This is a genomic window from Cupriavidus sp. HE11 (assembly GCF_056097175.1).
This window is the reverse complement of record NZ_CP184464.1, coordinates 3159159-3184617: the sequence shown is the minus strand read 5'-3', so window position 1 is coordinate 3184617 and position 25459 is coordinate 3159159. Positions and strand designations below refer to the sequence as shown.

The 25459-nt window shown below is 61.9% G+C and carries 21 protein-coding genes; 11 read left to right on the top strand and 10 right to left on the bottom strand.

Going from position 1 to position 25459, the window contains the following annotated elements; translation table 11 throughout:
• The first annotated feature begins 73 nt into the window (after nt 1-73).
• Nucleotides 74-1177, top strand: coding sequence for a LacI family DNA-binding transcriptional regulator (locus ACOABP_RS14795; protein ID WP_474225820.1), 1104 nt, complete (start codon nt 74-76; stop codon nt 1175-1177).
• A gap of 701 nt (nt 1178-1878) precedes the next feature.
• Nucleotides 1879-2028 (top strand): hypothetical protein, encoded by a 150-nt coding sequence (locus ACOABP_RS14790; protein ID WP_474225819.1) that lies wholly within the window; start codon nt 1879-1881, stop codon nt 2026-2028.
• 175 nt (nt 2029-2203) lie between these two features.
• On the opposite strand, the gene ACOABP_RS14785 is transcribed toward ACOABP_RS14790, so the two are convergent.
• Complete coding sequence (locus tag ACOABP_RS14785) at nt 2204-2509, bottom strand: helix-turn-helix domain-containing protein (protein ID WP_029308177.1); 306 nt, start codon at nt 2507-2509, stop codon at nt 2204-2206.
• Nucleotides 2510-2867: 358 nt separating this feature from the next.
• Between ACOABP_RS14785 and ACOABP_RS14780 the strand changes: the two genes are divergently transcribed.
• The 4 genes from ACOABP_RS14780 (at nt 2868) to ACOABP_RS14765 (ending at nt 7263) form a co-directional block, all read left to right on the top strand.
• The gene (locus ACOABP_RS14780) at nt 2868-3860 is read left to right on the top strand and encodes a hypothetical protein (protein WP_474225817.1); all 993 of its coding nucleotides are present in this window, start codon (nt 2868-2870) and stop codon (nt 3858-3860) included.
• A complete protein-coding gene (locus ACOABP_RS14775) occupies nt 3857-4807 on the top strand; it encodes a site-specific integrase (RefSeq protein ID WP_474225815.1) in 951 nt (316 codons plus the stop codon). Before ACOABP_RS14780 ends, ACOABP_RS14775 begins: the two co-directional genes overlap by 4 nt.
• Nucleotides 4804-5820, top strand: a complete 1017-nt coding sequence (locus tag ACOABP_RS14770) for a site-specific integrase (protein WP_474225813.1) — start codon at nt 4804-4806, stop codon at nt 5818-5820. Before ACOABP_RS14775 ends, ACOABP_RS14770 begins: the two co-directional genes overlap by 4 nt.
• A gap of 687 nt (nt 5821-6507) precedes the next feature.
• Nucleotides 6508-7263 (top strand): hypothetical protein, encoded by a 756-nt coding sequence (locus ACOABP_RS14765; RefSeq protein ID WP_474225812.1) that lies wholly within the window; start codon nt 6508-6510, stop codon nt 7261-7263.
• A 102-nt stretch (nt 7264-7365) separates the two neighbouring features.
• On the opposite strand, the gene ACOABP_RS14760 is transcribed toward ACOABP_RS14765, so the two are convergent.
• The 5 genes from ACOABP_RS14760 to ACOABP_RS14740 form a co-directional block, all read right to left on the bottom strand.
• A complete protein-coding gene (locus ACOABP_RS14760) occupies nt 7366-9147 on the bottom strand; it encodes an ATP-dependent helicase (RefSeq protein WP_474225810.1) in 1782 nt (593 codons plus the stop codon).
• Nucleotides 9140-10918, bottom strand: a complete 1779-nt coding sequence (locus ACOABP_RS14755; RefSeq protein ID WP_474225808.1) for an ATP-dependent nuclease — start codon at nt 10916-10918, stop codon at nt 9140-9142. The genes ACOABP_RS14760 and ACOABP_RS14755 overlap by 8 nt, the downstream gene beginning before the upstream one ends.
• A 183-nt stretch (nt 10919-11101) precedes the next feature.
• Nucleotides 11102-12871, bottom strand: a complete 1770-nt coding sequence (locus tag ACOABP_RS14750) for a hypothetical protein (RefSeq protein WP_474225806.1) — start codon at nt 12869-12871, stop codon at nt 11102-11104.
• Nucleotides 12871-13341, bottom strand: coding sequence for a hypothetical protein (locus ACOABP_RS14745; RefSeq protein WP_474225804.1), 471 nt, complete (start codon nt 13339-13341; stop codon nt 12871-12873). The genes ACOABP_RS14750 and ACOABP_RS14745 overlap by 1 nt, the downstream gene beginning before the upstream one ends.
• Complete coding sequence (locus tag ACOABP_RS14740) at nt 13338-14501, bottom strand: dsDNA nuclease domain-containing protein (protein WP_474225802.1); 1164 nt, start codon at nt 14499-14501, stop codon at nt 13338-13340. Before ACOABP_RS14740 ends, ACOABP_RS14745 begins: the two co-directional genes overlap by 4 nt.
• 824 nt (nt 14502-15325) lie before the next feature.
• Here ACOABP_RS14740 and ACOABP_RS14735 point away from each other — a divergent pair.
• A complete protein-coding gene (locus ACOABP_RS14735) occupies nt 15326-16042 on the top strand; it encodes a hypothetical protein (protein ID WP_474225800.1) in 717 nt (238 codons plus the stop codon).
• A gap of 193 nt (nt 16043-16235) precedes the next feature.
• Here ACOABP_RS14735 and ACOABP_RS14730 read toward each other — a convergent pair whose 3' ends face one another.
• Nucleotides 16236-16688: a hypothetical protein gene (locus ACOABP_RS14730; RefSeq protein WP_474225798.1), complete on the bottom strand. Its 453-nt coding sequence runs from the start codon at nt 16686-16688 to the stop codon at nt 16236-16238.
• Nucleotides 16689-17743: 1055 nt separating this feature from the next.
• Between ACOABP_RS14730 and ACOABP_RS14725 the strand changes: the two genes are divergently transcribed.
• The gene (locus ACOABP_RS14725) at nt 17744-19546 is read left to right on the top strand and encodes a sulfatase family protein (protein WP_474225796.1); all 1803 of its coding nucleotides are present in this window, start codon (nt 17744-17746) and stop codon (nt 19544-19546) included.
• Nucleotides 19547-19879: 333 nt separating this feature from the next.
• Here ACOABP_RS14725 and ACOABP_RS14720 read toward each other — a convergent pair whose 3' ends face one another.
• Nucleotides 19880-20161 (bottom strand): DUF2502 domain-containing protein, encoded by a 282-nt coding sequence (locus tag ACOABP_RS14720; protein WP_474225794.1) that lies wholly within the window; start codon nt 20159-20161, stop codon nt 19880-19882.
• A 550-nt stretch (nt 20162-20711) separates the two neighbouring features.
• Between ACOABP_RS14720 and ACOABP_RS14715 the strand changes: the two genes are divergently transcribed.
• A complete protein-coding gene (locus tag ACOABP_RS14715) occupies nt 20712-21737 on the top strand; it encodes an IS110 family RNA-guided transposase (protein ID WP_474225792.1) in 1026 nt (341 codons plus the stop codon).
• A 779-nt stretch (nt 21738-22516) separates the two neighbouring features.
• On the opposite strand, the gene ACOABP_RS14710 is transcribed toward ACOABP_RS14715, so the two are convergent.
• The gene (locus ACOABP_RS14710) at nt 22517-23710 is read right to left on the bottom strand and encodes a DUF4382 domain-containing protein (RefSeq protein ID WP_474227846.1); all 1194 of its coding nucleotides are present in this window, start codon (nt 23708-23710) and stop codon (nt 22517-22519) included.
• A gap of 379 nt (nt 23711-24089) precedes the next feature.
• Between ACOABP_RS14710 and ACOABP_RS14705 the strand changes: the two genes are divergently transcribed.
• Both ACOABP_RS14705 and ACOABP_RS14700 read left to right on the top strand, forming a co-directional pair.
• The gene (locus ACOABP_RS14705; protein WP_474225790.1) at nt 24090-24356 is read left to right on the top strand and encodes a hypothetical protein; all 267 of its coding nucleotides are present in this window, start codon (nt 24090-24092) and stop codon (nt 24354-24356) included.
• 170 nt (nt 24357-24526) lie between these two features.
• Entirely contained in the window at nt 24527-24865 is a 339-nt protein-coding gene (locus tag ACOABP_RS14700) for a hypothetical protein (RefSeq protein ID WP_474225788.1), read from the top strand.
• Nucleotides 24866-25011: 146 nt separating this feature from the next.
• On the opposite strand, the gene ACOABP_RS14695 is transcribed toward ACOABP_RS14700, so the two are convergent.
• Nucleotides 25012-25218 carry a hypothetical protein gene (locus tag ACOABP_RS14695; RefSeq protein WP_474225786.1) on the bottom strand — a complete coding sequence of 69 codons (207 nt, stop codon included), beginning with the start codon at nt 25216-25218 and terminating at the stop codon, nt 25012-25014.
• Nucleotides 25219-25459 lie beyond the last annotated feature (241 nt).

Here is a 25459-nt window from a genome sequence, read left to right as displayed (position 1 = left end):
CATAGCGGGCAGTGTACGGGCGCCGCAATGACGTCGTCAACCCGCAAGCGCAGTGCCAAACGAACAGAGCCAGATGCCCGCCGCCCAGGAAAAGCCCTTGCCGGAATCCACCAAACTGTCCGAATCCCCGAAGCGTCGGGCACCGCGCCCACGCTCGGGCACCTGCACCGTGCACGATGTGGCGGCCCTGGCAGGCGTCTCGCCGGTAACGGTCTCGCGGTACTTCAACGAGCCCCAGAAGGTGTCGGAGGCATTGCGCACCAGACTCGCGGAAGTCATCGCGGCCACCGGCTACGTGCCGAACCAGGTTGCGCGAATGCTGGCTACCAATCAAGGCGGCGTGGTCGGCGCGGTCATGCAGAACGTGACCAGCCCGACCTTCGCCGACATGGTGCGCGGCATGATGGATGTCGCCGAGCGCCACGCGCTGCAACTGCTGCTGGCGAACAGCCATTTTTCGCTGGAGTCGGAGACGCGCGCCCTTCGCACATTTGCAGGATGGCACCCACGCGCGATGATCCTTACCCGTAACGATCACGCTCCGGAAACCGAAATGCTGCTGGCCAAGCTACGCATCCCGGTGGTGGAAGCGTGGGAGATCATGACGCCGCGCCCATTTCACCAAGTGGGCTTCTCGCAGATGTCAGTCGGTGTCACGCTGGCCCGGCACTTCCTTGAGCAAGGCGCCCGGCGTATCCGCTTCGCACTCGGCGGCGCAGTGGAAGATGGACGCGCCGCGCGCCGCGCCGAGGGCTACGCGAGCGCGATGCGCGACGCCGGCTTCAAGCCCGACATCTGGCGCGCCCAGGCAAAGGACGACGTCGGCGCGGCGCGCGAAGCAATGGCGAACCTGGCGGCGCTGCCCCCGGCAAAACGACCCCAAGCGGTAATTTTCGGCAATGACACGATGGCAATGACCGCCATCCTGAGCGCGCACGCGTATGGCCTGTCTGTACCCGATACGCTGGCGGTGGCCGGATTTGGCGATGCGCCCCTGGGACAGGTGGTCTGCCCCGCGCTCACGACCGTACGCCCGGACCCCTACGCCATCGGCAGCCAAACCATGGAGATCGTCGTGGCCGCCCTCCTGGCGTCGGCGCCCGCAACGGGCGCGCCCCAATGGCGAGAGATACCCTGCGAACTGGTTGTGCGAGACAGCAGCCGACGCGCGTGGTAAAGCGGGAAGGTTGTGACGGAAATAGCAGCAGGTGCTTTCGCGTCAGATGAGGTGACGGGATTCGCCGTGATCGGGCGTCGCCCGGGAGGATCGGTGTAGCCACCCCCGGAAGCCGCCAACAGCGCGCACCTCCGAAATCCGCCCCAGAAAAAACAAAACCCCGGAAGACCGCGATCTTCCGGGGTTCGCCGCCATTACTGGCGGAGACGGAGGGATTCTGCGCAGATTGTGCGATTCTCCCTCGATTCTCCAAACGTCCACAAAATCAAGCCCTTAGCCCTACCCCGCACCGCGCACTGGTACGGTCAACGGCGCACGCGTGGTACGGTCGGCCGAGCCCTCGGCCGACCCCCTAAGCATAGCGCGGCGTGCGCCGCCACGCTCGCCCACCGGTGCGCCGGCTGCCTGCGCCCCGCAAGTCCGCCCGTGTTCTATGATTCAGACGCTAGCCAGGCGGCCGCCCCCCCCCGGAGGCCACCATGCCCCCTCGCGCGCCACCTCCTGCCAGCCCCTGCGAGGCCATCCGCGCGCCCCTGCAAGAGCTCTGGGCCCGTTACCGCGACCCGCCCACGCCGCCCCGTGCCCCACGCGCCTTGCCCGCCGCCCCGCGCCCGCTTGCGGGCCCACCCGCGCCGCTGCCCACTGTGGCCCCCCCGCTGCGGCCGGCCATTGTCGCCGCCCTGCACGCGGGCCTGGACGCCTTGCTGAGCGAGTCCCGCGACCCGACCATCCCGGACGCGCGCCTGGCGCTGCTGCGCACGCTGCTGGGGCCCGACGTCGATCGCCTGACCACGCGCGCCGACGGTGTCAATGGAGGGGGTGACCCCCCGGCCGCTAGCGGCGACACCTGACGCGCAGCGACCACGTCGGCCGCAGGCTGCCCATGCCGTGTGCCTGACGACGCCCGACGCCATGCCCGCCCGCCGGCCGGCCTGCACGGCCCACGCCTCCTGCTGGCGGCCACCGACCGGACCCGCGCCAGGGGCGCCATGCCACTTACTTGTCGGATTCGGCCGCCCTCCCGGGCTAGCGTGCGGCGTGCGCACCGGCGGCGCGCTGACGCGGCGTGACGATCCGCGGGGTGCCGACCGCCAGCCCCGCAGGCAACGCCACGCCGGCCAGTGCCAGCCAGTCGTCGCGCTGCAGGGCCCCGAGGACCAGCACCAGGGTGCGCAGGGTGGCAACCCCGCGCTCCAGGTTCTTCAAGCTGTGCACTGAGACGCCCGCATGGGCCGCCAGCGCGGCCTGCGTGACGTTGCGGGCCAACCGCAGGGCGCGCAGGTCATGGCCCAGGCGCCTGGCGCAGGCGGGAATCGGGTCTGAGCGTCCCATGCGGGTCTCCTGACAAACGAACGGGGACGACGCACCGAATGATTGGCGCGCCGGCACTCCTTAAAATATACGAAAACATATAATTTTTTGAGGAGCCAGACGCGCGGCAAACCACGCACTTTCTTTGTTCAAGTTTGTTCAAGTGACGTAGCGTATTTCGATTGTCCTGCGCGCGTGCCGACCCATACTGCCCTTGCTGCCGCGCCGGCGCGTCCCGCGGGGGATCGGACGATCTCCCCGGCTGCCCTGGCTAGCCCCCGCGCACGCCGCGCGGTCAGCACCACGCCACCGTCCATGGATGGCGGGGCCATGCTCGCCGCGCGGGTCGGACACCGCCGACGCGGTCGGGGGAGACGCGATGCGCAAGATAACCTGGATCCTGTTGCATTACCTGTCGGCCGAGCCGACGCTGGAGACCAGCCTGCCACAGCGTGACACGCTGCATCGCTGGTTGGCCGCGCAGCCGTGGACGCAGGTGAGGAGTCCGTTGGCCATCCGTCAGATGCTGGAGTGGACCCGGCTGCTGATGCGCCGTGGCGTGCGCCTCGACGGGGAATTGCTGGCCGCGTGGCGCCAGCGGCTGCGCGTCGTGCTGGACGGGCAGGCGTGGGAAACCGCCTTCCCCCTGCCCTGGACGTATCCGGTGCGTTCGCGTCGCCTGATGCCAGTCTCCGCCGCCATCGTGGGGGATCCGGACGCCGAGTGTCAGGCACGGTTCCAATATCCCGATTGGGTGATCTTCCCGTCGGGACTGGTGCTCGCGCCGCCCGCCGACTGTGTCGCGCAGGCGCTCATGTACTTCTGCGCCTTGCCCGGCGAGGCGCCGGCGTTGCCCGCGTGGCTGTATGGCGGGCTGCTGGCGCGCCTGGAATGCGTCCTCGCCGGCCGCGACTGGGAAGCCGCCTTTCCGCTGCCCGGCCGCGCCGCCGCGCCACGCGGCGGACTGCGGGCCATGGTGCCTACCCTCCTGCTCGGCCTCGAACGCGAGGCGCTCCAGCAGGGGACCCGGCATTCGCCCGCACTGCCGCCTGCCGAGGCGCTCGCGCGGCTGGCGACCTATCGCTCGATCTCTCGCCACACCGTAGCCGCCGCCACCACGTGCGTGCAGCACTTGGCGACCGGGCAGGACCTGGCGGGGCCGCCAGACCCGAGCGCCGGGTGGCCGCTCCTGCACGCCACCCTGTATCCGATTGCCCGCGTGACCGCCGTCGCGATTGCGCGGGGCGCCACGCAGGGCCTGTCCCATCCTCGGCGGCGCCAACGCATGCTGGCCGGCCAGCCACGGCGCGCATGGCGCGATCCCGGCGCGGCACCGGCTGGCCCCCGGCAACTTTCCGGAGACCCCTCATGACACAGTCCTCCCTCAGCCTGACCGACCTCGCCGCGCGCTGGGCGGCGACATACCACCCCGACGCCATGACGGCGCGACAAATGCGTCATGTCACGCAGGACCTGAGCGCGCTCAGTGACGTCAGCGATCCGCGCGAGCTGACCCCTGTCCACCTGGGCGCCTTTCAGGCCGATCTGCTGCGCCACTATCCGCGGCCCACCGCGCGCAGGATGCTCGGCCTCGCCCATGCCCTCCTGCAATGCGGTGTCAGCGAAGCCCTGCTAGCCACCAATCCCGCCCGGGGCCTGACGCTCTGCCCGTCCCCCGCCCCGGCGCAAGCGCGCCCCTTCTTCACGCCGGACGACCTGACCCGCATCTTCAGTCATCGGCGCTTCACGGCGCACGGCCTCCCGTCGGCACGCGACGCGCGCGGGATCGCCGCCTACTGGCTGCCGCTGATCTTGTTGTGTACGGGTGCGCGAATCGAGGAGGCCGCGGCCCTGCGCACCGACGACCTCTGCTACCGCGCCGACACGCCGCCCATTCCCTATTGGCGCTTCGCCGATCGGGGCGCCAAGACTGCCGCCGCCCAATCCCCCCGACCGGTCCATCCGATCCTGTGTCGGCTGGGCCTGCTCGACTATGTCGCAAGCCTTCCCCCCGGCAGCGACCTGTTTCCGTTGCTGATTCCAGGCCATACAGGGGGCCGGGCGGAGCGCTTCTGCCGCGACTTCCACCGCTTCCTGCGCCAGGAGGTGGGCCTCGTCGAGCCGAACAAGACGGCGCACAGCTTTCGCCATACCTTTGCCCACGCCTGCCGCCAGGCGGCGCTTCCGACGAACGTCATAGGTGCGCTGATGGGCCGCATCTTTGTGTACGAGAGCCCCGAGCACGGGGACAGGGAGATCCCGCTGGCCGCGCTGCAGCAGGCGATGGCGCGAGTCACCTTTCCGGGGTTCCCGCTATGACCACGGCCTATTTCGCGCGGCCCGACCGCGGCACTCCGATTGCCACAAATGATGCAGCCATGTCGCAGCACTGCCTCACCCTGACCGACCTCGCCGCCTCGTGGGAGACGCACCGCCAGCCGGCCGCCGAGACGGCGCGACAGATGCGCGTGATCGCGCATGACCTTGGTGCGCTCAGTCACGTTGGCGATCCGAGCGCGCTGACGCGCGGTCACTTGCGCGCCTTTCATGACGACCTGCTCGCCCATCACTCGCGGCCCACCGCGCGCAAGATGTTCGGCCTGGCCCATGCCCTGCTGCAGTTCGGGTTCTGCGTAGGGCTGCTCGACAGCAATCCCGCGCAGGGCATGACGGTCAGCGCGTCCACCGCCGCCGCGCAGCCGCATGTGCCGTTCACGCCGAGTGACTTGACCCGCATCTTCAGTCATCCTGTGTTCACGACGCAGCGGCCCCCGTCGCAACGCAATGGCGCGGGAAGTGCCGCCTACTGGTTGCCGCTGATCCTGCTATGCTCCGGGGCCCGATTGCGCACGGCGGCATCGTTGCGCACTGACCACCTGCTGGTCAGTGCCGACGCGTCCGCCATTCCCTATTGGCAATTTGCGCCCCCTCCCGGCAGCGTCAAAAAGTCCGAAGGTTATCGGCAACCGGTCCATCCGATCCTGTGCCGGCTGGGCCTGCTCGACTACGCCGCGACCCTCCCCTCTGGCAGCGACCTGTTTCCGCTACTGCTACCCGACCGTGTCGGGCGCCGGACCGCAGGCTTCTCCACCTACTTCAGCCGCTTCCTGCGCCGGGAGGTGAGTATTGTGGAGCCGGGCAAGGGGACGGACAGCTTCCGCTATACGTTTGCGTTGGCCTGCCGCCGTGCAGAGGTTCCCTTTGCCCACGAATGCGCGCTACGTGGATCCGCCCTCCCGGACCGCTGGAATGGGGACTTGGAGTGGGAAATACCGCTGGCGGTGCTGCGGAAGCAAATGGCGCGCCTCACCTTCCCGGGCTTCCCGTTGTGAAGTCTACCGCCAAGGCGCGACCGACCGCTCCGGTCGCCCGCTATGGGCCACCCAGCCGCAACTAGGGCTTACCCCGTCGTGAACCATGCGGGATCTGGCATGGTTTGCGGTGCGGCAAACGTGTCAGGATTTTTCGCCCCAAGATATGACCCATTATTTTGTGGTTCCGGCCCGCAAAAATGCCGACGCCTTTCGCTGGCCCTGAACTTCGGCGGTCGTCCAGCAGGGCTCGTGGTAAGCCAGAAGGGCATCAAATTTCACTCGCTGCGACGCAAGATAAGGGCACTTATCTAACCCCTCCCCCCACCAAAAGTTCTGACGCGTCATCCGCCTTTGGGCGCCGACGGCGGTCGGCCCGGTCAGACCGCTACCCTGCAAGGGAGGGCCGTGACGGGACGGCACGCCGGAGGGAGGGTGGGCAAGTAAACGGCAACCACCGGCAGCGACGGCCATGTTGTGTTTCCAAGTAAACTTGGCAAATGCCTGATTTACTTGGAAACGCCTACAAAAGGCACGCGTCAAAGCGTCTGAAGTCCAGCGCGGGATGGTGTGCAAATCGTCCAAGACAAGGAACACTTGGTCCGGACGGGGCGCTGACACGTCGCCCGAAATTCTCTGCAATCGCAGCTATCTGCCCCACCAACCATGACTCATTTCAGTAGGATGGTCTCTGCCATAACAGACGGGATGAAAAATGCATGCGCAGACATGCACAGCTTTTGCAACAGCCCTTCCCAACAATTCAACGCAGAATATCTCTTCACGGTCGCAACCGCCCGTGCCATCGATCGCTTCAATGGACCGCCGGCCGATCCCTATGAGATTCGGATCGAGCACAGCACAAGAGAATTTGCGAGAGACTGCCTTCCGGTCTGGAAGCGCGTAGGTAGCCCGCTGCGGCCAAACTCGACGATTCTTCGCGCGAAGCAGCCGCGGCCGAACATCAAACGCTCCGGCAGAATCGACATCGCTATTTATCACGATTCAAATTCATCGACGCATCTCTTCGGATCGCAGCCCCTTTGTGCCATCGAGCTCAAGGGCTTCAATCCGCCACGGCACCTGGTGCTGGAAGACCTCCGCCGAAACCTGGATTTTCATCGACTGGACGGCGCCACCGGACCTAGCGTTCTGGATCTCTCTTTCTTCGGTGCGCTGCATTCACGCAGCGCGAAGCGCGCGACCAATAACGAGCAGTCCGTCAAGGAACGCTATAGAAAATGGATCACCGAATTAGGCCCCATTCGCGATCTCGTGACGCATATTCTTACCTTCACCGTCAGTATCGACGCGACAGGCGAGGTTGTGGAAGAGGTGAATGAATGGGTCCTGGACACAACAACGATCCATCACTTCATCGGCGCCATCGTCGTTTTCGAACGACCGAAGAGCGTAGGCGGCGTCGGCACCGCGTCCCAACGGACGCGATGCGCCCTTGAATGACAACGTGATCGCTGCAAGCCACGGATGAACGACGCGCGCGTGGGAGTCTTACGCGACCGACGGCCGCCGCCATAAGAGCCTTCGACGGGCACCCGAAAAGGCTCACATCTTCTGACTACGCGCGTAGAGCTCCGCCACCCAGGCAGAGTGATGTCCGTCCCGATAGACCAGACACAACTCTTTGCGAGGCCGCGTCACACCCACATAGAAGAGCCGTCTGGCTTCGCGAAGCGCCCTGGGATTTTCCATGTCCCGCCGACCCGGAAGATCACCGTCATTGACGCCGAACATGACGACCGCGTCGAATTCCCGCCCCTTGGCACTATGAAACGTGCTTAGTGTGGCGCGGCCCGTCCCCTCGATACGTCCGGCAAAGATGGATAGCGGCATATCGCTTCCCGTTGCCGGATTCGTCCGCTGCACCATGTCAGCACAGACTTCCCATTCCTGGTAGGGATTGCGCGCAACAGCGCGCCACGGAACGACAAGTTCTTGCGTAAAGCGCATGAGCCACGCGTGGGTGGATTCCCCCGCCTCGATCCCCTTACGCAAGTACGCCATGAGTTGTGCAGACAGCCCCAACGCCTCAGCTTCTGTCGCGCGCGGCCCGAACACCAGGCTCAGCGCCTCGTCAAACAACCGTTCATAGGGCGGCGTCGCATCCCGCCACCCACCGCTGACCCAGCCCGCGCAAGCTTCGATAAAGCGTGCAAGGCGGGAGTTTCGTTTCACCAGCGCATTCGCGTCCGTGCGCACATAGGGAATATCACGCTCGTCAAGCGCCTGCGCGATCTTGTCACCCAGCCAGGCCGCGCGATAAAGGATCGCGATCTTGTCTGGCGTGAAGCCGCGCTCCCTTAGTTGTGACAACACCGTCGTTGCAATATATCTGGCCTGCGTGTCATGGCCGCCATTCACCGGATAGAACGTCAGCGTCCCTTCCGGCGCACCGTCCGCCCCGCGATAGTCCCGGTCCTCGCCGAGCGCGCCGAGCGACGCGCGAATGATCTTCGCCCCCGACCGATAGTTGAATCGCAGACGGATGGTACGGACGTGGTCGCGTGCCGTAAGCTGTTGCAGGAGCTCAGGATTCGCGCCGGTAAAGCTATAAATGGATTGATCCACATCCCCGACCGCGAACAGCCGGATGCCGCCATCGAAGCAGAGCATCAGCACCAACTCGTGCAGTGCGTGACCGAGATCCTGATACTCGTCGACAAACAGTACCGGAAAGCGCGCCCGCAAGGCATCCCGAATCCACGCATGCGCCTTAATCATACGAAAGGCGATCAGCGGCATATCGTCGAAGTCGATCAACCCTTGCAGGCGGAGTTCGGCTTCGTAGGCCTCGATGAACCGGGCAAGCTCAGGATTTACCGCGTCCCAGACCGGCGCATTGCGATCGACATCGCGGCGACGCTTCGCTTCCGCAAAGCGCCAACGGTTATGCGGATCGCCCGCGTCAGCGAAGACGGCTGCGTACGCTCGCTCGATGGCCGCACGCACCTCTGCCCGGTTCGCCACCCGAAATCCCACCGGTAGCAACCCTGGCATGCACCGGGCGTAGGGCGCAATCACCTGCGTGAGCGCAAAGCTGTGAACGGTACCGATAAAGCACCGGTCGCTTCCGGCGATGCCCAGCCCGGCCAGCCGGCTTTCCAGTTCGAGCGCGCACTCATTATTGTAGGTGATGCAGGCCACGCCGCGCGGCTCGGTCACGTCCTCCAGCAACGCACGTGCCATGGCGGCTGTGAGCGTCTTGGTTTTCCCACTGCCGGGGCCGGCCAGCACGACACAGTTGCCACGTTCGTGCGCCGCTGCATACTGTTCGGGATTGCGCCGCAGATCCGCCAGCGCGCGCGCAAGCAAGGTGTGGCTAGACACGGGACGCCACAAACTCAATCGCCGAGGCAATGTAGGGGGGCGGCTTCAGCCCTGGCGCACGCTTGGCCAGCTTCGCCGCCATCCGTCCCTTCCCGATGTCGGCGACCATGCTCAGCAACTGGGTTGAATCAATCGGCCCACCTGCACGCCAGGCCGCCAGCCGTGCCTTGCGCCGCGGACCGAAGCCCTGTGCATCGAGAATGTCGAGCATCGCCGGGAGGAGGCCCGGGGTGCTGCTGAGCGACACTTCGAAGGTCTCATCATTGAGGAAGATGCCTCCCTCCGCCGCGCCGGCAGCAAAGGGCGCAAAGTCTTTCGCTTCCCAATCGGCCCGCTGAACCGGAGAAAAACCAGCCATGCCTCGCACCTCGCAGTAAGCATCTTGAATACCAAGCGCGCGTGCCTTGCCAAGCGGCGGCTTCGTGCCGTCGAGCGGATCCCAGTCCGTCACGACTGCATAGGGCAGACCAAGACTGGCAGCCAGCTTCACATACGGGACGAAATTGACGCCCGCCACGTTGCAGACCGTCACGCCGAGCTGGTCCAGGTCCCGCCCGAGCGCCTCAGCGAAGCCAGGCAGCAGCGCCTCCTCCGCATCGCCTTCCACGAAAATGACGCCGCGCGCGAAGAGCATCTCCGATCGTGTCGCGATCAGGTAGCGCTCGATATCCTCGAGTTCCTCCGGCGATACCGGCAACTTGGCAAGCGAGTACGCCTGCGATGCACCGTTAGTCGACCTGACAACGACGATCGAGTGTAACGGCGCGACGGCCGCCAGCGTCGGTGAATGACTAGTCACCAGAAGGGCCTGAGCCGGCTCCCCATTGTGAAACAGCTTGTCAAAGACAGCCCGTTGCAATTGCGGATGAAGGTGCGCCTCGGGTTCCTCGATGCACAGCAACGAAAAATTGCGCTCGTTCTTCTGGCGCCGCCAGGCGAACTCAGCGAGCTTAAGCGTGATCAGCGCGATGTTGGCCGATCCCAGGCTGGCCTCGCCAATGCCCCGCTTGCCGTTGTCGATAAACATCGCGATCGATCGAAATAGCCGCAAGGGATCCGCCGCGGCAAACCGCAGACGCGCGTCGATATCCTGCGAGCTACCGGCCAGGTCGAGGAGCCCGCTCCGCAGCATCTCCTCCAGAGCCTTGACGGGCGGCAGTGCTTCCAGCTTCGTTGTCGCCGCCTCGAGATCTGCCGCAACGTTCTGAAGCTCGACGCGGGGCACCGACGCAATCGCGTCCTCCAGCAATGGCCTCAGTGGCGAGCTGCGCCATGAGGCAAGCTGCCCTTCGGCATCGCGCAGTGCGTCGAGCATGTCGAGCGCGATGCGACGTCGCACGCGACTTGGTATGGAACGCGTTTCATCACCGCCGCCGTAGACAATGAATTCAAAATCCTCGCCAGATTGGGGCGCCCCCGCAACATCTGCGCGCTTGCGAAAGACGAAGCTCAGCCGCGCCACAGAGGGGTCGCTGGCAGTACGGAAGTCGGTAAGCAGTGCCACCAATGCGACGTCGCTCTCAAAGTCCGCAAAGTCGACATGGACTTCAATTTGCGGACTTTCTGCCCAATCACAGCCGTCCCAAAAGTCCGAGAGTTTCAACTGCCGCGCGGCGTCCGGCAATGTGGGATCGAGTACAAGACGTATGGCAAACAGCAAGTTACTCTTGCCAACCCGGTTCTCACCTAACAGCACGATGTTCCCGGCAAGCGGGATATCGATCGCTGAGAAGTTACGGAAATTGCGAATGCTCAGATTAGCCAGGTACACGCCACCGCTCTCTATGTCGAAGTTCCTCGCGCGAGATGGCCAGAATTCCCGGAAACGCGCGACCTCGTGCAGTGTAGCGGCAGGCCACTCGACGATGAATACCCCGAGTGGGGGAATCGACCATCCTGAGATAGGCCGATCCCCACGCAGGATGCCGCTGGATTTGCCCGCCCGAGGACGACCTCATGATGCTCCGTCACGCACCGGTGCACCCAAATACATGGCCTGCTCGGGACCAACATAGGTCGGACGCCACTCCTTGTCGGGACTACCGAGAGTATGACGGTACTCTGTGGACGAGATGACGATTTGTCCCTGATGCTCGTCACAGATCGACTGCAGTTCCCCCAAATATCGCGCCAGATCAGCACTAGCGAGTTCGTGCTGCTTAGGCGTGTCGAGGATAAGGAAGCGGAATGGCCGGTCCGGGACCTGAAGATAGTGCTCAAACAGCGCGGCATGTATGGCGAGAATGAGCCGGCTACGCGTACTGCCGCTGAAAACGTCAACGGACTGCCCGCCAAATCGAAACTTGAAGTCCAGATCAATCTCCACCGGGCCCGAAACATTGGGCGTGCCAATCGCCTTCATCCACTTCACGGTGAGGTCCTGGATGGTGCGACGAAGCTGATTGAACTCCATATCCGAACGACCGCGACTCGATAGCGTGGCAATGCGATCCTGGACTCGGAAGCGTTCTTCGTCGAGACGAATATAGACCCCCTTCGCCTCATCCAGCTTCTCCAAGGCAGCGCGCCGCTGCTCGGTCTCGAGAAGCTCCCGAGTCAGCGACTGCACGGCAGCCACGAGGTCCGCAGTGGGCCCTTGGTCCTCACGTCGCTGAATCTTGCCAGCAAGGATATCCCGCTCTTGCCCTTCGTCGATCAGGCGCGCCTGCAGTAGCTCCAACTGCATTCCTGCCCGACCAGCGTTTGCTTCCAGATCCTTGATCTGATCCTTAAGGTACATCAGGTTCTTGGCATACGATACCGCACTGGATTCGAACAACCCACAGTCCTTGCGACCGCAGATATCAAAGAACGATTCGAACAGCCGCTGGGATTCCGCATTCAGCGACAGCGTTCGGATCTCCCCTTCGATCTCCGCCCGTATCGAGTCGATCCCATACATCCGTGCCTGCAGGCTCGCTTGTTCGCGGCGCAGACCACGGATACGTTCCTCCTTCGCATGTAGCAACTCCTGCAACGCATCGTTGGCAGCGCCGGCAACATCGACGGATTCGCGCATGGAGTCAAGTTGCTCGCTGAGCGTTGCGGCACGCTGCGCCAACTGCTTGCGCATCAGCGGCGTGTCATCTCCGCTGGCGGACAGATCCGCCACAACTTTCTGCTGGAACACGATCTTGCGTTGCATCGCCTCCAGCTCATCGCGCGCTGCAAGCAAATCGCGTTGCGCAGTGTACGAGCGCTTCGGACCGAGTCCAAAGACGAATCGCACCATTTCGACGAACTGATCGGAAATGAAGCTTGCAGGCGGCTTGTATGGATCGTCATAGCCGCCCACTTGTCGTACATAGAAAATGGGCAGCACCGTCGACACATAGGGACGTGTCGCTTGACGATTCGTTCCAACCAACACCGGACTCGAAAGGCGGAATTCCTGGAAAAGCGCGACAGAAAGATCCCCTTCATTGAAGAACTCGCGCTCTTTCACGCCGCTGCGCACTTTCACGTAAAAGTCACCGAACTCCCGCTGCAGCTCATAGGTCTGGTCGCCATGCTCGATCGTCAGCACCGCAGCCTTGCACATCTCGCGGATGTCGTGCTGAAACCTGACATCGAAGCCAAGGCAAAAGGCGATGGCCTGGACGACCGGTGTCTTGCCGCTGCCGTTTGGCGCATACAAGGACGTCGTGCGGTGACCAAACGTCAGCGTCGGGCTTTCCCATCCGTTCGCGCTGCGGGCCACAAGCTTCAAAGCGACGAGTTTCATTACACCTCCGCGCGGACGAGACGCTCTGCTCGAATATTGTTGTAGCTGCGCTCCACAATCAGCAAGGCATCGGCAAGCATGGTGTCCTGCTCTAGCACCTTGACGATGAATGGCCGTCCCTTGGGCGTGATCGCGACCTGCTGCGCATCCACTATCACCAGGTTCGCGCGCTCGAGAAACGTGAGTGCTTTGACTGTCCGAATTCGCAGGTTTGCTGACCAGCCAATGTCTTGCGAAGAACCCTTGAAACCGGACACGGTGCGTTCGAGACATTCGCCCACAAGTTGCCCCAACTCTGACAGCGCTGGTTTGCTGCTACCTTTGGACAGGGTCAGGATCACCATGGCCAGAAGGGGCAGTTGAAACAGTGCCTCGTTATCGAGCGACGATCGATAGTCTGCAGTGCGAGACAGCCCCAAGGCAGACGGGCTGAGTTGTGCCGCCTCTCGGAAAAAATCATCGTAGTTCATCTGGAAGCCTTCCTCACGACAACCGCGCTTACCGCTCCAAATAGCAACTCTCGGTCCAATCCATGGAAAGACTGCACCGATTCTTCCTTCGCAAGCGATTCAAGCAGCGTATTGAGGTACGAGAAGCCCTCCCCGCTCTGCGCCCATCGCGCATGGACCTTATCGATCAGATCGAGCAGCACCGCAAGGTCCATTGGGGAGTACGTGTGACGTGCGCTGCGTAGCCAAATGTCCCAGTCTACCTTCTGCTGGGAAGCGAACTCGATCATGTCATCGCGTGCGCCAGCTTGCTTAAGCCACCGCTGAATGACTGATGCGTGCTTGAGCGCCTTGTCTTCACCCCCCGTGCGCAGCGTTTCATAGGCGCCTCTGGATATGCTGAGAATTTCCAGCAAATCGTCGAGTGTCACGCCTACGCGACTGGCGATGGTCTCTGGCGCAACGTCATGCAATGGCGTGCGTGATCTTCGGAACACGAGATCCACCAGGCCATCTGCAATTCTGTTGGTCTCGTAATAATCGAGGTCGATTTCGCTGTACTTGTGGATCGCCGCACGCGCTGCGCCGGCGAACGCCTCTCGCTCGTCCCCGATGTAGCTCACCGCCGGCCGCAACGAAAGTTTGCGCATGAAAGTAGCCACCTTCTCGCTCTCGTCAACAGCGAGTGTGAAGATCATCGAGAAATGTTCAGACAGAAATTTCGATGCCGTGCAAGCGGGAAGCCCGCAGCGCATTTCATCGACGGCCGTGATCACATCGTCATCGAAATGCACGTTGGAAAGCAGGGTGGCCTCGCTGCAAGCCTCGTCAAACACGATCGCATGCCACAAAAGCTTGCCCGCGAAGCTGCCTCGGATGCGCTTAAGACTGTCTGGGTCGTTCTTTTGACCCCGTTTCTTGACCGAGAAGATCTCGTTGAGACCCCATTGATGGTTCAATTTCTTCTTGGTCTTGACCTGAAAGAAATGATAGGTCGCGATTCCATCGATGGTTCTACGCACCACGAAGTCGTCGTGGTAGTCGCAATACACGCAATCTACGCCGTTACCTTCCAGGATCTGCAGCGCGGCATAGGCAGCCGCTTGGAATTGCATATCGAATCGGGCAACAGTATCTCTTCCGACATCCTCCGCGGGCACCTCGATTTCGATGCTTTTCACAGTACGCAACACTTACGTGCCGTTTTTTTGATTTGCAGCTTATAGCATGTTTTGCCACGCCAAGGCATCACCCATCAGAGGTACAAAGGGCGCATGGAGAACGCGTGCGGTTTGCCAGTCGCGAGCGTCGCTCACGCGCTCATCGACGACAGATGGGTCCGCTGACTGGCGATGCCTGCAGATTCATCCGTTCGCCGTGAAATCAAATCATCTAGCGACGGAGGCCTTGCCGCAACATCGGTCGATATTTTAAGAAAGATGAGTTGCATATGGACCAAAGGCTCACCAGATCAAGACAGCCCATCAAGCGCCTCCTAGTGTTTCTGCCGCCTATTCACACGCAGCGCTATCGAGATAAGGCCGGGAATATCACAACGGCCAACAGACCGGGCGCCATGCCCTGCCGGGCGACGAAGCGTTTGCCATCGCCGGGGTATGGCACGTGGCCAGATGGCGCGGTTTCCTTCACGATGCCGACGCTCAACGCCGAGCAACACCCCCTTGATGCAGCGGTTCCATAAGCCCGGGACGAGAAACGTGGCGTGGTGCTGCTGCCCCAGTCCCACGGGGACGACTGGCTGGGCTGCAAAGATCCAGAGAGCGCCCGCACCTGTCTGCGTCTCTACCCGGCGGAATCGCTGGTGGCCGAACCTGCGCCGATGCCTCCGCGTACCCGCCAGCCGGCATCGAGCATCACGCAGATGTAGCGGGCGCGGGACGGAGCCAGCCTAACGGGCGCGTCCGGCCAGGCACGGACATTCGCCGAGGATCGGTTTCGGGTAGTCTTCAGGGTGTGCCTGACCCATATCGCACATTGTCTGCCTATGCAATCCGCGTATCTTGCCCGCCTCAGTCAGCCCGTCCAGCAACTCGTCCTTGACGTGGAGGCAGGCGCGGGGGTGGCCATCCACGTCGTGCTCGACCCGAAACAGAATGCCGGCGGCACGACGGGTCAGGGCAAGCTTGCGGTCGACATCCAGGCCCACCGCATTCAACTCTTTGCCCCGACCAATGGCTACTTTCCCGATGGAGCGGTTCGGCATGAAGTGCTGCATGCGCGCCGGTTTCATGTTGACGGCGTGCCGAAGCTGGCGTTAGCCGAGAGCGTACCCTGGGACCCAGGTTTTGCGGAGGCGCTGGCCGCGCTGGATAATGCCGTCGAACACGTCCTGATCGTGCCTGAGGAACTGCGCTGTCATCCCGATCGCCGCCAACATTGGGAGGCGGTGATGCAGGAGGTCTGTCTGGGCCTACCCGGTGTGCCGGCAGGCGAGCGGCGCCTCGCGCTCTGTCTGCACTGGACCTTCCTGTGTCATGTCCTGCCTGACGCGCCGGCCGTGGCGATCGCCAAACGCTTTGCGGAACAGCATGCGTTGGTAGAACTGGCCGACCACTTTGCCGACCGGTTCCAGGCGGTAGCGGCCAGCAAGGAGGCGCTGGTGCGCCTCCTTTTCGACACCTTCCCCGAAATCCCGAAGCACCGTGCGGCGTTGGAATACATCAGCAGCAGGACTGGTACTTGCCAGAAACCAATTCCATAGATCGACGCCGGCAAGAAAACTCGCTCCCCTGGGAATCAACGGGTCCAGCAATTGCTTTTGGGACTCGTAAGGGCCGGCTTGCGTAGACTTGGGGCAGACCGCTCACCGAATCCTGATCGATGCCGGCGTCTGGGGGCCACGCAATCAGCGGCTGCCGAAGATCCATCAGCCGCTCAACTGCAGGGCCTGTCTCCTATCGATCTCGCCGCGGCACTTCCACTTGTGGCGCCTGCACGTACACCACTTGCTTGTCTCGGCCTACTAGGAGTCCGATTATCAGGAACACTATTCCCAGGAAAAACCCTGCGAAGCCGAGCATGCCGCTGATGAATGTTCCGCCGATTACCGCTCCAGCCGTCGCTGCGCCCGATTGGTCCCCCATGGCGGCGACGTGCGATCCCGTAAAGACAAGACCTGCAAGCGGCAAACAAAAGGCGGCGATGGCCGATGAAAGCAGGAGCCGGCGCCAGGCTTTAGGTGCGGACGGTGCCTTGATCGCAATGACCAAGCCGATCAACCAGGGCACAAAAAACGAAAGAAGATGGGCCGTCGGCGCCGTATTGGGCGAGATCGACGCGATTCCGACGACGAAATACACCAATAGCGCCAAGATCAGACCACCAAAAATACCCGCGACGATTTTCATCTTCAGTCTCCCCCCTCGGACTTGCCCTACCACGCGTGCTTGACGCCCACCCGCACCGCATACTGATAAGACCTTTGTGCGCCTCAGGCCCCTGTCACGTTGGCCCAGCCCATCCAACGCTTGCCCAGGTCAGCATTGAGGCTGAACTTGACCGCGTAGCGGATGCATGCTGCCCAATGGCAGATTGTTAAACGATATGCTGCTGGTCACACTGGTATGCCACCAGTTCAGCGTGAGATATGACTGCCGCTTGCGGGACTCTGAGCGCAGGAAGGTGCAATGTAGGCGGACGTCGAATCGTGTGATTCAGCCATGCGAGTCGCCGCCGGTCACGCGTGTGCGGCTAGGCTCGGTGATGTTCGATTCGCTGTAGCCGACGTAGACCACTTACCCCTGCGACTCACCGCGAATGTATGCGGCCTAGTCGAGAATATAAACGTTGATTATTTAAGTGAAGTAAATAATTTTTACAGGGCAGATAAGAAAAAATTCCTGCACTCTTGACGCCTGTGACATCACCATGACAACAGCCCGCTAACGGGCTGCAGGTTTGCACCTACGAGCGCGCTGGCCAGGGCGGGCCAAGGGCAGACATCGGCCAGCCGCAGTCATTGCCCTTCGATCGGTGAGCGGCTGCTATGCAGTCATGAACTGACGTTGATTCGATCTGCGGTCTTCATCTCGCGCGCCGTTCGCGAAAGTGACACTCAACGCCAGCGCCGGCGGCTGATCAATACACTGGACCTGGTGCGCGCCATTGCGGGCGATTCGTTTCACGACGAAACGCCCAAGGATAGGATCGGCGGAAAGGCGGTGCGGATTCAGCCTAAGCCTTTGCAGGACGATGCTTGCCTCGCCCGGCTGTACTAGCCGGACGGTCCCGCGGCCTCAAATGCCTTATGTGCGATGGGCAACGTTCAAGCTGCAGCCGCCGACGCAGGCCGGCTTGTCGGCTACGAGCGATATTGATAGGCTGCCGTAGTCCCACCTGCCCGATAGCATGCAGCGATCCAGAAGTCCGGCATGCGGCGGGCGCCAAGGATGAGGAGGCGGAGATGGCAAATGACAAGGAATCGGGGTCCACGCTGACTCGCCGGGGGTTCCTGCGTACTGCAGGACTTGGCGTCGTGGCGTTGAGCGCGGGTGCAGGCGAAAGCACGCAAGCCGCAGCGCCCGATACCGGCAAGCCAGCACCCGCAAGGGGTAACGGCCCGGCAGGCCTGTTTAACATTCTCCTCATCCTGGTCGATCAAGAGCGACATTTTCGACCTGGAGAGCTTCCAGCGGACTATCGTTTGCCTGCACACGAGCGACTGGTGAAGAGCGGTACAACGTTCGCCAACCATCAGATCAACTCGTGCGTGTGTACGCCATCACGTTCCGTGATTTACACGGGGCAACACATTCAGCAGACGCGGATGTTCGATAACACGAACTTCCCATGGATCAGCAGCATGTCGACCGAGACTCGTACGCTCGGTGACATGCTTCGCGAGGCAGGCTACTACACCGCATACAAGGGCAAGTGGCATCTCACCAAGGAATTCGAGACGATCAACAAACTGGGCACGCCGACCAAGATTTTTACCGCCGAAATGGAAGCCTACGGCTTTTCCGATTACATCGGCATTGGCGACATCATTGCCCACACGAGAGGCGGTTACCTGCACGACGGGGTGATCACCGCAATGGGCGTGAGCTGGCTGCGTGGAAAAGGCCGCGAGCTTGCGGCACAGGGGAAGCCATGGTTCCTCGCGGTCAACCTGGTCAACCCGCATGACGTGATGTTCTACGACACCGACGCTCCCGGAACGGAGGTCCAGGAGCGGCGCGGACTCGCGCATGTCGCCCGTGACCCGGTTGATCCGCTGTATGCCAGGCAGTGGGACTTCACGCTTCCAGCAAGCAGGAAGCAAGCGCTCGATGCGCCGGGGCGCCCGCCAGCGCATCGCGATTTCCTTCGCTCGCATGATGCTCTGGTCGGAACGATTGCAAACGAGGACGCCCGTTGGCGTCGGCGGCACAACTACTACCTGAACTGCATGCGCGATGTCGATCGCAATATTGCAGCCATTCTGGCCGAACTCGATGCTGGAGGCCTCACCGACAAGACTATCGTGATTCTGACGTCCGATCATGGTGACATGGATGGTGCCCACCAACTCCACGCCAAGGGTGCCGTCTCGTATCGGGAGCAGAACAACGTCCCGCTGATCATCGCGCACCCCGCCTTTCAAGGTGGCAAGCAATGCCGCGCAGTAACGTCGCACCTGGACATCGCGCCGACGCTGGTGGCGATGACCGGCATTGGCGCCGACAAGCGCAATGCGATAGTCAAAGGGCTTGCAGGGAAGGATTTCTCGGGGCTACTCGACGCACCCGACAAGGCAGGTTCTGAAGCCATCCGCAATGGCGCGCTATTCTGCTACAACATGCTCGCCTATATCGATGGCGACTTTCTTTTCAAGGCGGTTGACTATCTGCAGAAAGGCGGTAAGCCAGACCAGCTCAAGAACGCCGGCATCCGGCCCGACCTGATGAAGCGAGGTGCGGTACGTTCGATCTACGACGGACGCTACACTTTCGCACGGTACTTCTCGCCCAAGCAGCACAACCGGCCGACGACACTCGAAGAACTCTACCGGTTCAATGATGTAGAGCTTTACGATCTCCAGACCGACCCGTTTGAGATGCACAATCTGGCGGCAGACAGCAGCCACCGCGACCTTCTTCTCGCTATGAACGAAAAATTGAATCGGTTGATAGATGCTGAAGTCGGTGAAGACCGTGGGCAGATGCTCCCCGGTGGCATCGATGCAGGGTGGGATGTAACGGCGGAAACCATGGCCGGCGCATGATACCTCCGAGGTGACTCGTGGGGAGCAAATCCGCGGTGCCTGGTCTCCAACTCAACCGCGACCGATTGAATCCGCAGTCGCGAACCGCCGTCTGGTGTGCGATTAACGGGGATCCACGCCAGCCAGGAATCGCCGGTAGCCGTTGCATCTCCCTTGAGCGAGGTCAGGCGTAGACTAAATGGTCACAAGACAGGCCGATGGCAAAGATCGGCCCACTAGCAGTCTCTCAGAATAACGAGTCGAACGGCAGTTACACGTTTCATTGCCGCCGCTCCACGGCGTCTTGAGCGGCGGCTCACCTGAGGAGCAGGGTCCCTCCAGCCTTCAAAAAACTTAGCATTTCGCCTTCTTGGCCTGCCCCGGTGGGCAACCGCCATTCCCCTTGCCGCGACCGGTGTAGTACTTCTCGCCTTTGGGCCCATTGTGCTTGCGCCAGTAATCCGGATCGCGATACTCCCCGCCATCCCAGTAGTAGCCCCTGTTATCTCGGCTGCCAAAGGTGATGCTGACACCAGGCGCTTGGATGCCCGTATTTCCAACGACGACATTGACATCAGCCGCGCTCGCGGCCCAACCGCTGCATGCGAGTATGATCGCAACGACAGATTTCTTCACAGAAGCTCCTTGTTGTGTAGTGTCTAGGGGCCGGTCTCCGGGTACCCGCATCCTCCGACGACCATCGGCGGACTTCAAGATCGTTACCACTAATGGCAATACCAAACCGGAAGTCGCCATTGTGGGCGTGGGCGACTCCATGTCCGCGAGAATGCCTCGCAATCGCGAGAGCGTCAAAGATTAGCAATTCTCTCTGCCCCGGCAGGGCACAACTTGCCAAAAGGGCAGCATTCCGGACAGTCCATTTATCTCAGTTCTCGCCGCGATATGCCGTTACAAGAGTTTCGCTGCGAACCCGCTCCAGCGTCTTTTTATGGGTGAGCGGAGCGTCCCTGCGCCGCTCACTCCTTTTCCGGCCGTACACACACCCATTCTTGAGTGGGGCGGACACGCCAGCCACAACGCACGAAAATGTGACAGTCGTGATTGACCCCATGACACCGTCCCAGCCCGCGAGCAATCTGCCGCGGGCTTTTTTTTTTGGGATGGTCACCCCCACTCTACGCACGAGTTACGCTGTAGCGGTGTTTTTCTCTCTGGAGAGGCCATCATGCAAGACGCGACGCTGGTTGGGATCGATCTGGGCAAGCATTCATTCCACCTTCACGGCCAAGACCGACACGGCAAAGCCGTGTTTCGCAAGAAGATGGGGCGCACACAGTTGATCGAGTTCTTCGCTACGTTCCACGCTTGCACGGTGGTCATGGAAGCTTGCGCCGGGGCGCACCACATGGCCCGCAAGCTCGCCAGCTTTGGCCACCAGGTCAAGTTAATCTCGCCGCGGTTCGTACGGCCCTTCGTCAAGGGCAACAAGAACGACTTCGTGGACGCCGAGGCGATCTGCGAGGCGGCATCGCGCCCTGCCATGCGGTTCGTGACGCCAAAGACTGAATCGCAGCAAACGATGTCGGCCCTGCACAGGGTACGCGATTCGCTAGTGCGTGATCGGGTGAAAGCCGTCAACCAGATGCATGGCTTTCTGCTCGAATTCGGCATCAGTCTCCCGATCGGCAAGGCCGTTATCGCACGCCTACCGGTCGTTCTCGCCGAGCATCCACTGCCACCGCCTCTAGTCGCCATCCTCGAACGCCTTCATGCTCACTTCAAGTACCTGAGCGAACAGATTGGCGAGATCGACAAAGAGATTAGCCGGCAACTGGCCGACGACGCGCTAGGCCAGCGTCTGCTGACGATTCCCGGCGTCGGCCCGATAACTGCAAGTGTGCTGGCCGCCGAGATGGGCGACGGCAAGCAGTACGGATGCAGCCGAGACTTTGCAGCATCCGTCGGCCTTGTGCCACGTCAGTACAGCACAGGCGGCAAGGCCAAATTACTGGGAATCAGTAAGAGGGGCGACAAAAACATCCGACGCCTGCTGGTTCAGTGTGCTCGGGCGTACATGCAGCGGATTGAGCGGCAGAGCGGCCCACTCGCCGATTGGGTCCGTGCAATGCTGGCGCGACGGCACTCAAACGTCGTGGCCTGTGCCCTCGCGAACAAACTGGCTCGCACGGCTTGGGCGTTGGCAACCCGCAATACTCTCTTCGATGCGGGAGCGGCTGTTATGCCGGTCTGATCAGCCTGATCCCGCTTACTGCTTTACCGAAGTCAACCCATCTAGTTTTGCAACCGCTGAAATTTGATGACGTGAACGGCACACCGGCCTGACGGAGAACCTCGCAAAAAAATCGGCTTTCGAAGCCGAGAACCTTTTCAGGACCGTCAGGCGCGACTCTCATCGTGGCGCGGGGAGCGATCCCCACAAACGACGCCGGATAGATTTAGGCAAGCCAACCACTTCGTCAGAGCTCAAGGTTGCCAAAACGGGGGTGACCATAGATTTTTTTGCCGGGTAGGACATGCTCCGAACAAATGTTTGACAGCTTTGTACTTCCAAGCCGCCACCCTCATTAGGCTGGCTATGCGTTGACCACAAATAGAAAAGCCCGCCGGCGAGCGGCGGGCAATATGGAGGAAGACGGGTCTTAGAAGGCCTACAGCAACTCCTCCGGGGAGTCGGATATATCCCTAGTCGATCTCGCTCGCGCTTTCAGCATGCGTCCGAAAGCGTAAATAGTTACGAACTGTTGCACTGCCGCCTGCAATTCGCATTTGCATTACGGCCGGAAGTCTCTTGCGATACATCGCCGGCCTTCCTCACCCGGCTCAGCAGTTGCCTTTCTTTGCCTGTCCTGGCGGACAATAGTTGTTGCCTGGCCCTCCCTGTGGTTTGCCGGAGGGGCCGTAGTCTGGCACGTAGTAGGCGCAGCCGCCAAGCAGCATGGCGCCAAAGGTGAGCATGACGACAATGGTTTTCATAGTTGAGAGGGGCTGACGCCCCTTTTCCTCGCTGGGTTAGAAGTTGAAGTTCACGCCGCTCTGGCTGGCGCCCGATACGTTCGCAGCACTGGTCTGCGTCGCGCCGGCTGCGCTGGTGGCCTGAACCGAATACTGCCCGGCAACCGGTGCGGCGGACAGGGCAATCGGCAGCGTCGGGCTGTATGTACCGATCAGCGGCGCCGCGGCGGGTAACGCCAGGGAATACGCGCCAGTATCGAGATTGGCGTTCGTCGAGGCAATCTCGTACGACACCGAGCTGATGGTCTGCAGCGCGCGTACCGACGCCTGCGCCGATGCAGTGGCGGCGCCGGAAACGGTGTTGGTCGCCGAAGTGGGCAGCGTGATGGGCGCGGCCGCGGTCGAGAGCGCGGTCGTGGCACTGGCCGTCACCGGCACAGTGCGGATAATGCCAGTGGCATGGCCCGATGGCAGTTTGTTGTCGACCACCACCACGTCATAAGTGCCGTTGGTGCTGCTCTGGATGAGCGGTGTCAGGACGAACTGGCCATTGGCATCCGCCACCGTTCCGCGAATGATCTGCCCGTTCTGTTCCGCGTAGACCGTAGCACCGGCCTGTGCGGCAGGCACATAGCCGGCAATGGTCCCACTCACCGTCAGCGGCGTAGCGGTGATCACCGGCTTGAGGCTGTACGAGCCGTTGCCCTGCTGGACAATCGACTTACAGGCATTGAAGTCCAGAATCAGGTCGACCAACGTGTTGGCTGGCACCGTAAAGGGCCGGATGATCTTGTAGCCGCTCTGCGTAGCGCTCGGCGTGGCGAGCGGCACCTCGTTCGTCGTGCCAGACACCACCACGGAGTTCGCCAACGAACCACCCTGGTTCGCGTTCAGCACCAGACGTACCTGCTGGTACTGCCCGGCGGGCAGAGGCGCGCGACCAATATCGAACAACACGCCGTTCGTAAGCGACAGCAGGTCGACCTTTTGCGGGGTGGGCAGCGAGATGTCCGTCCAGCCGCCGTCGTTGTCCCCGGCATTGCTGCTGCTGTTCACCCGCACCTTGTTGACCGTGACGTAGACATGATCAAAGCCGCAGGACGGGGCGTCAGTCATCGCCACATGCAACGTGCCATTGGTCGGCGTGTTGTCGCTGCTGCCTCCGTCCCCGCCACCGCAGGCAACGACGATGAATGGAACCGGCAACATCGCAAAGATTTTCTTTAAATTAAGTCCGCTTCTTGTTTTCATAATCGCGTCTCCTCGGCGCTGAATCGGAGCGCCAGCATAAGCGTTGTCCACGCGACCCCGCGCAGCGCCATTGCAACGATTCGTAACAAGAATGAAACAGATGAAGAGCTGGTTGCAACCGTGTAACAGCGGCCGTCGGAACCACGTGAGCGCGTTGCCACGGCGATTTGCCGCCCAAACATTCCGACCCCCGGATGCCCGTCGCTCGCGCCACCTGGTGGCGGTGGAGGCCGGGTGCGTGACGTGCACCCGGCAATACCTAGTTCACGGTATTTGAAAACCGGCGAGTAATCTGCAATATTGATGGCGCAGCGCGCCAAGTTGCCTTGCCCCCGAGGCTGGCCGGCTGCCAACACCGCATAGACAGGTGACATGAGGCATGACTTTGTCCGTGGATCAACGACGCATCCTTGCCGCACTGGCGCAGGGTCACAAACTGCTCACGCTGCGCTCTCCCCTGCATGGCCGCATTGTCGGCGCGAATTTATGGGATCCGATCGCCAACACGGTGGTCAGCCTGGGCCAGTTGCAGGTCAACCCAGCGACGGCCGAAGCCCCCGCCGAATGGATCGCGCCGATCGGCAAACCACACAAGCCCAATGGCCGGCCCGTTACGTTGCGCTCCTCACTTGACTGCGTAGCGTAGTGACCCGTCTGCCCGTCAAAGATTGCCCTTGATCCGCACCAGATCCGAAAAGCTTCGGCGCAGATCTTCGGCTACGTGCCGAAGCGCGCCGGGAAGACTGCCCTCGCATGGGCTGCGAACTTTTTACTGCAATGGGGCTATTACTTCACCGGCCCCACTACCTCTGAATCATGGACATTCTTTTGTTGCGCTGCGGGAACCGCGCGTTGATCCTGCCCCACAACCAAGATCCGGCTGACTGCCCCCTCCTGGTACGACTGTGGCTCGGCACGCCCTACACGGCAGACCGCACCGAAATCACGGCCAACATGCCACTGCCGGGGATCAAACCGCGGGCCGTCGTGACGGAACTGCTGGAGACAGGTTACTGCGCGCTGGACGTCAAGACGGGCGTTCTGACGTTCGCAGGGCTCGCGGCAGAGACAGGCGATACCGCGGAAGACGAGGCCGGCAGTGCTAGGGACTTGCTGCGAGATGAAGGGAGACTGCCTGGGAACCCGCATGATTAAGCCAGTGTGAGGCCTACTTCGAACCAGTCTGGGCGGGAGCCTTCCCGTACAACAGGGGACCGATTCCCGCCAGGCGCCGGCCGGACACTGCGACTAGCGATCGCTGACCAAAAAGACGTCGCTCACAATCCGGTGCGTGGTTGAACTCACGCCGCGCTGCCCGAGAGCATGCCGTGACACCCAATCACAGTACGCGATCTCGTTAAGGGGGCGCGGGGCGGCAGCCTTGGCGAGGCTGGCCACAAACACATGGTGGACCGTGGTGGCGCCCACCACCCCTGGAACACGAAGGACAGACTGCGCGCTCGCAGGTCGGTCTCTTCCCGGAGCTCACGCAGCGCCGCCTCGTACAATGTCTCGCCCTTGCCCGGCCTGCCACCCGGAAGCGCCCATCGCTAGCCATCCTTCGAAACCAGCAAGACCCGTTCGCCCCGGATGCAGACGACGGAAGCTCGGATCTTTGCTTTCATGGCTCTCTCGATAGGTGAGGGCTGAAACGCCATCGTCAACCCTATGGTCATCCGGCTAGATCAGATCCTTCCTGCCTGGATGGCCGCATTGGAATGCACTCCTTTCATCCTCCGTCCGACCAAC

What these genes read in the sequence shown, in the direction of transcription:
- ACOABP_RS14780 (WP_474225817.1), top strand. Translation starts at nt 2,868, where the DNA reads ATGCGCAAGATAACCTGGATCCTGTTGCATTACCTGTCGGCCGAGCCG.
- ACOABP_RS14735 (WP_474225800.1), top strand. Translation starts at nt 15,326, where the DNA reads ATGCAATCCGCGTATCTTGCCCGCCTCAGTCAGCCCGTCCAGCAACTC.
- ACOABP_RS14700 (WP_474225788.1), top strand. Translation starts at nt 24,527, where the DNA reads ATGGACATTCTTTTGTTGCGCTGCGGGAACCGCGCGTTGATCCTGCCC.
- ACOABP_RS14725 (WP_474225796.1), top strand. Translation starts at nt 17,744, where the DNA reads ATGGCAAATGACAAGGAATCGGGGTCCACGCTGACTCGCCGGGGGTTC.
- ACOABP_RS14765 (WP_474225812.1), top strand. Translation starts at nt 6,508, where the DNA reads ATGAAAAATGCATGCGCAGACATGCACAGCTTTTGCAACAGCCCTTCC.
- ACOABP_RS14705 (WP_474225790.1), top strand. Translation starts at nt 24,090, where the DNA reads ATGACTTTGTCCGTGGATCAACGACGCATCCTTGCCGCACTGGCGCAG.
- ACOABP_RS14710 (WP_474227846.1), bottom strand. Translation starts at nt 23,710, where the DNA reads ATGAAAACAAGAAGCGGACTTAATTTAAAGAAAATCTTTGCGATGTTG.
- ACOABP_RS14715 (WP_474225792.1), top strand. Translation starts at nt 20,712, where the DNA reads ATGCAAGACGCGACGCTGGTTGGGATCGATCTGGGCAAGCATTCATTC.
- ACOABP_RS14750 (WP_474225806.1), bottom strand. Translation starts at nt 12,871, where the DNA reads ATGAAACTCGTCGCTTTGAAGCTTGTGGCCCGCAGCGCGAACGGATGG.
- ACOABP_RS14775 (WP_474225815.1), top strand. Translation starts at nt 3,857, where the DNA reads ATGACACAGTCCTCCCTCAGCCTGACCGACCTCGCCGCGCGCTGGGCG.
- ACOABP_RS14785 (WP_029308177.1), bottom strand. Translation starts at nt 2,509, where the DNA reads ATGGGACGCTCAGACCCGATTCCCGCCTGCGCCAGGCGCCTGGGCCAT.
- ACOABP_RS14770 (WP_474225813.1), top strand. Translation starts at nt 4,804, where the DNA reads ATGACCACGGCCTATTTCGCGCGGCCCGACCGCGGCACTCCGATTGCC.
- ACOABP_RS14745 (WP_474225804.1), bottom strand. Translation starts at nt 13,341, where the DNA reads ATGAACTACGATGATTTTTTCCGAGAGGCGGCACAACTCAGCCCGTCT.
- ACOABP_RS14795 (WP_474225820.1), top strand. Translation starts at nt 74, where the DNA reads ATGCCCGCCGCCCAGGAAAAGCCCTTGCCGGAATCCACCAAACTGTCC.
- ACOABP_RS14730 (WP_474225798.1), bottom strand. Translation starts at nt 16,688, where the DNA reads ATGAAAATCGTCGCGGGTATTTTTGGTGGTCTGATCTTGGCGCTATTG.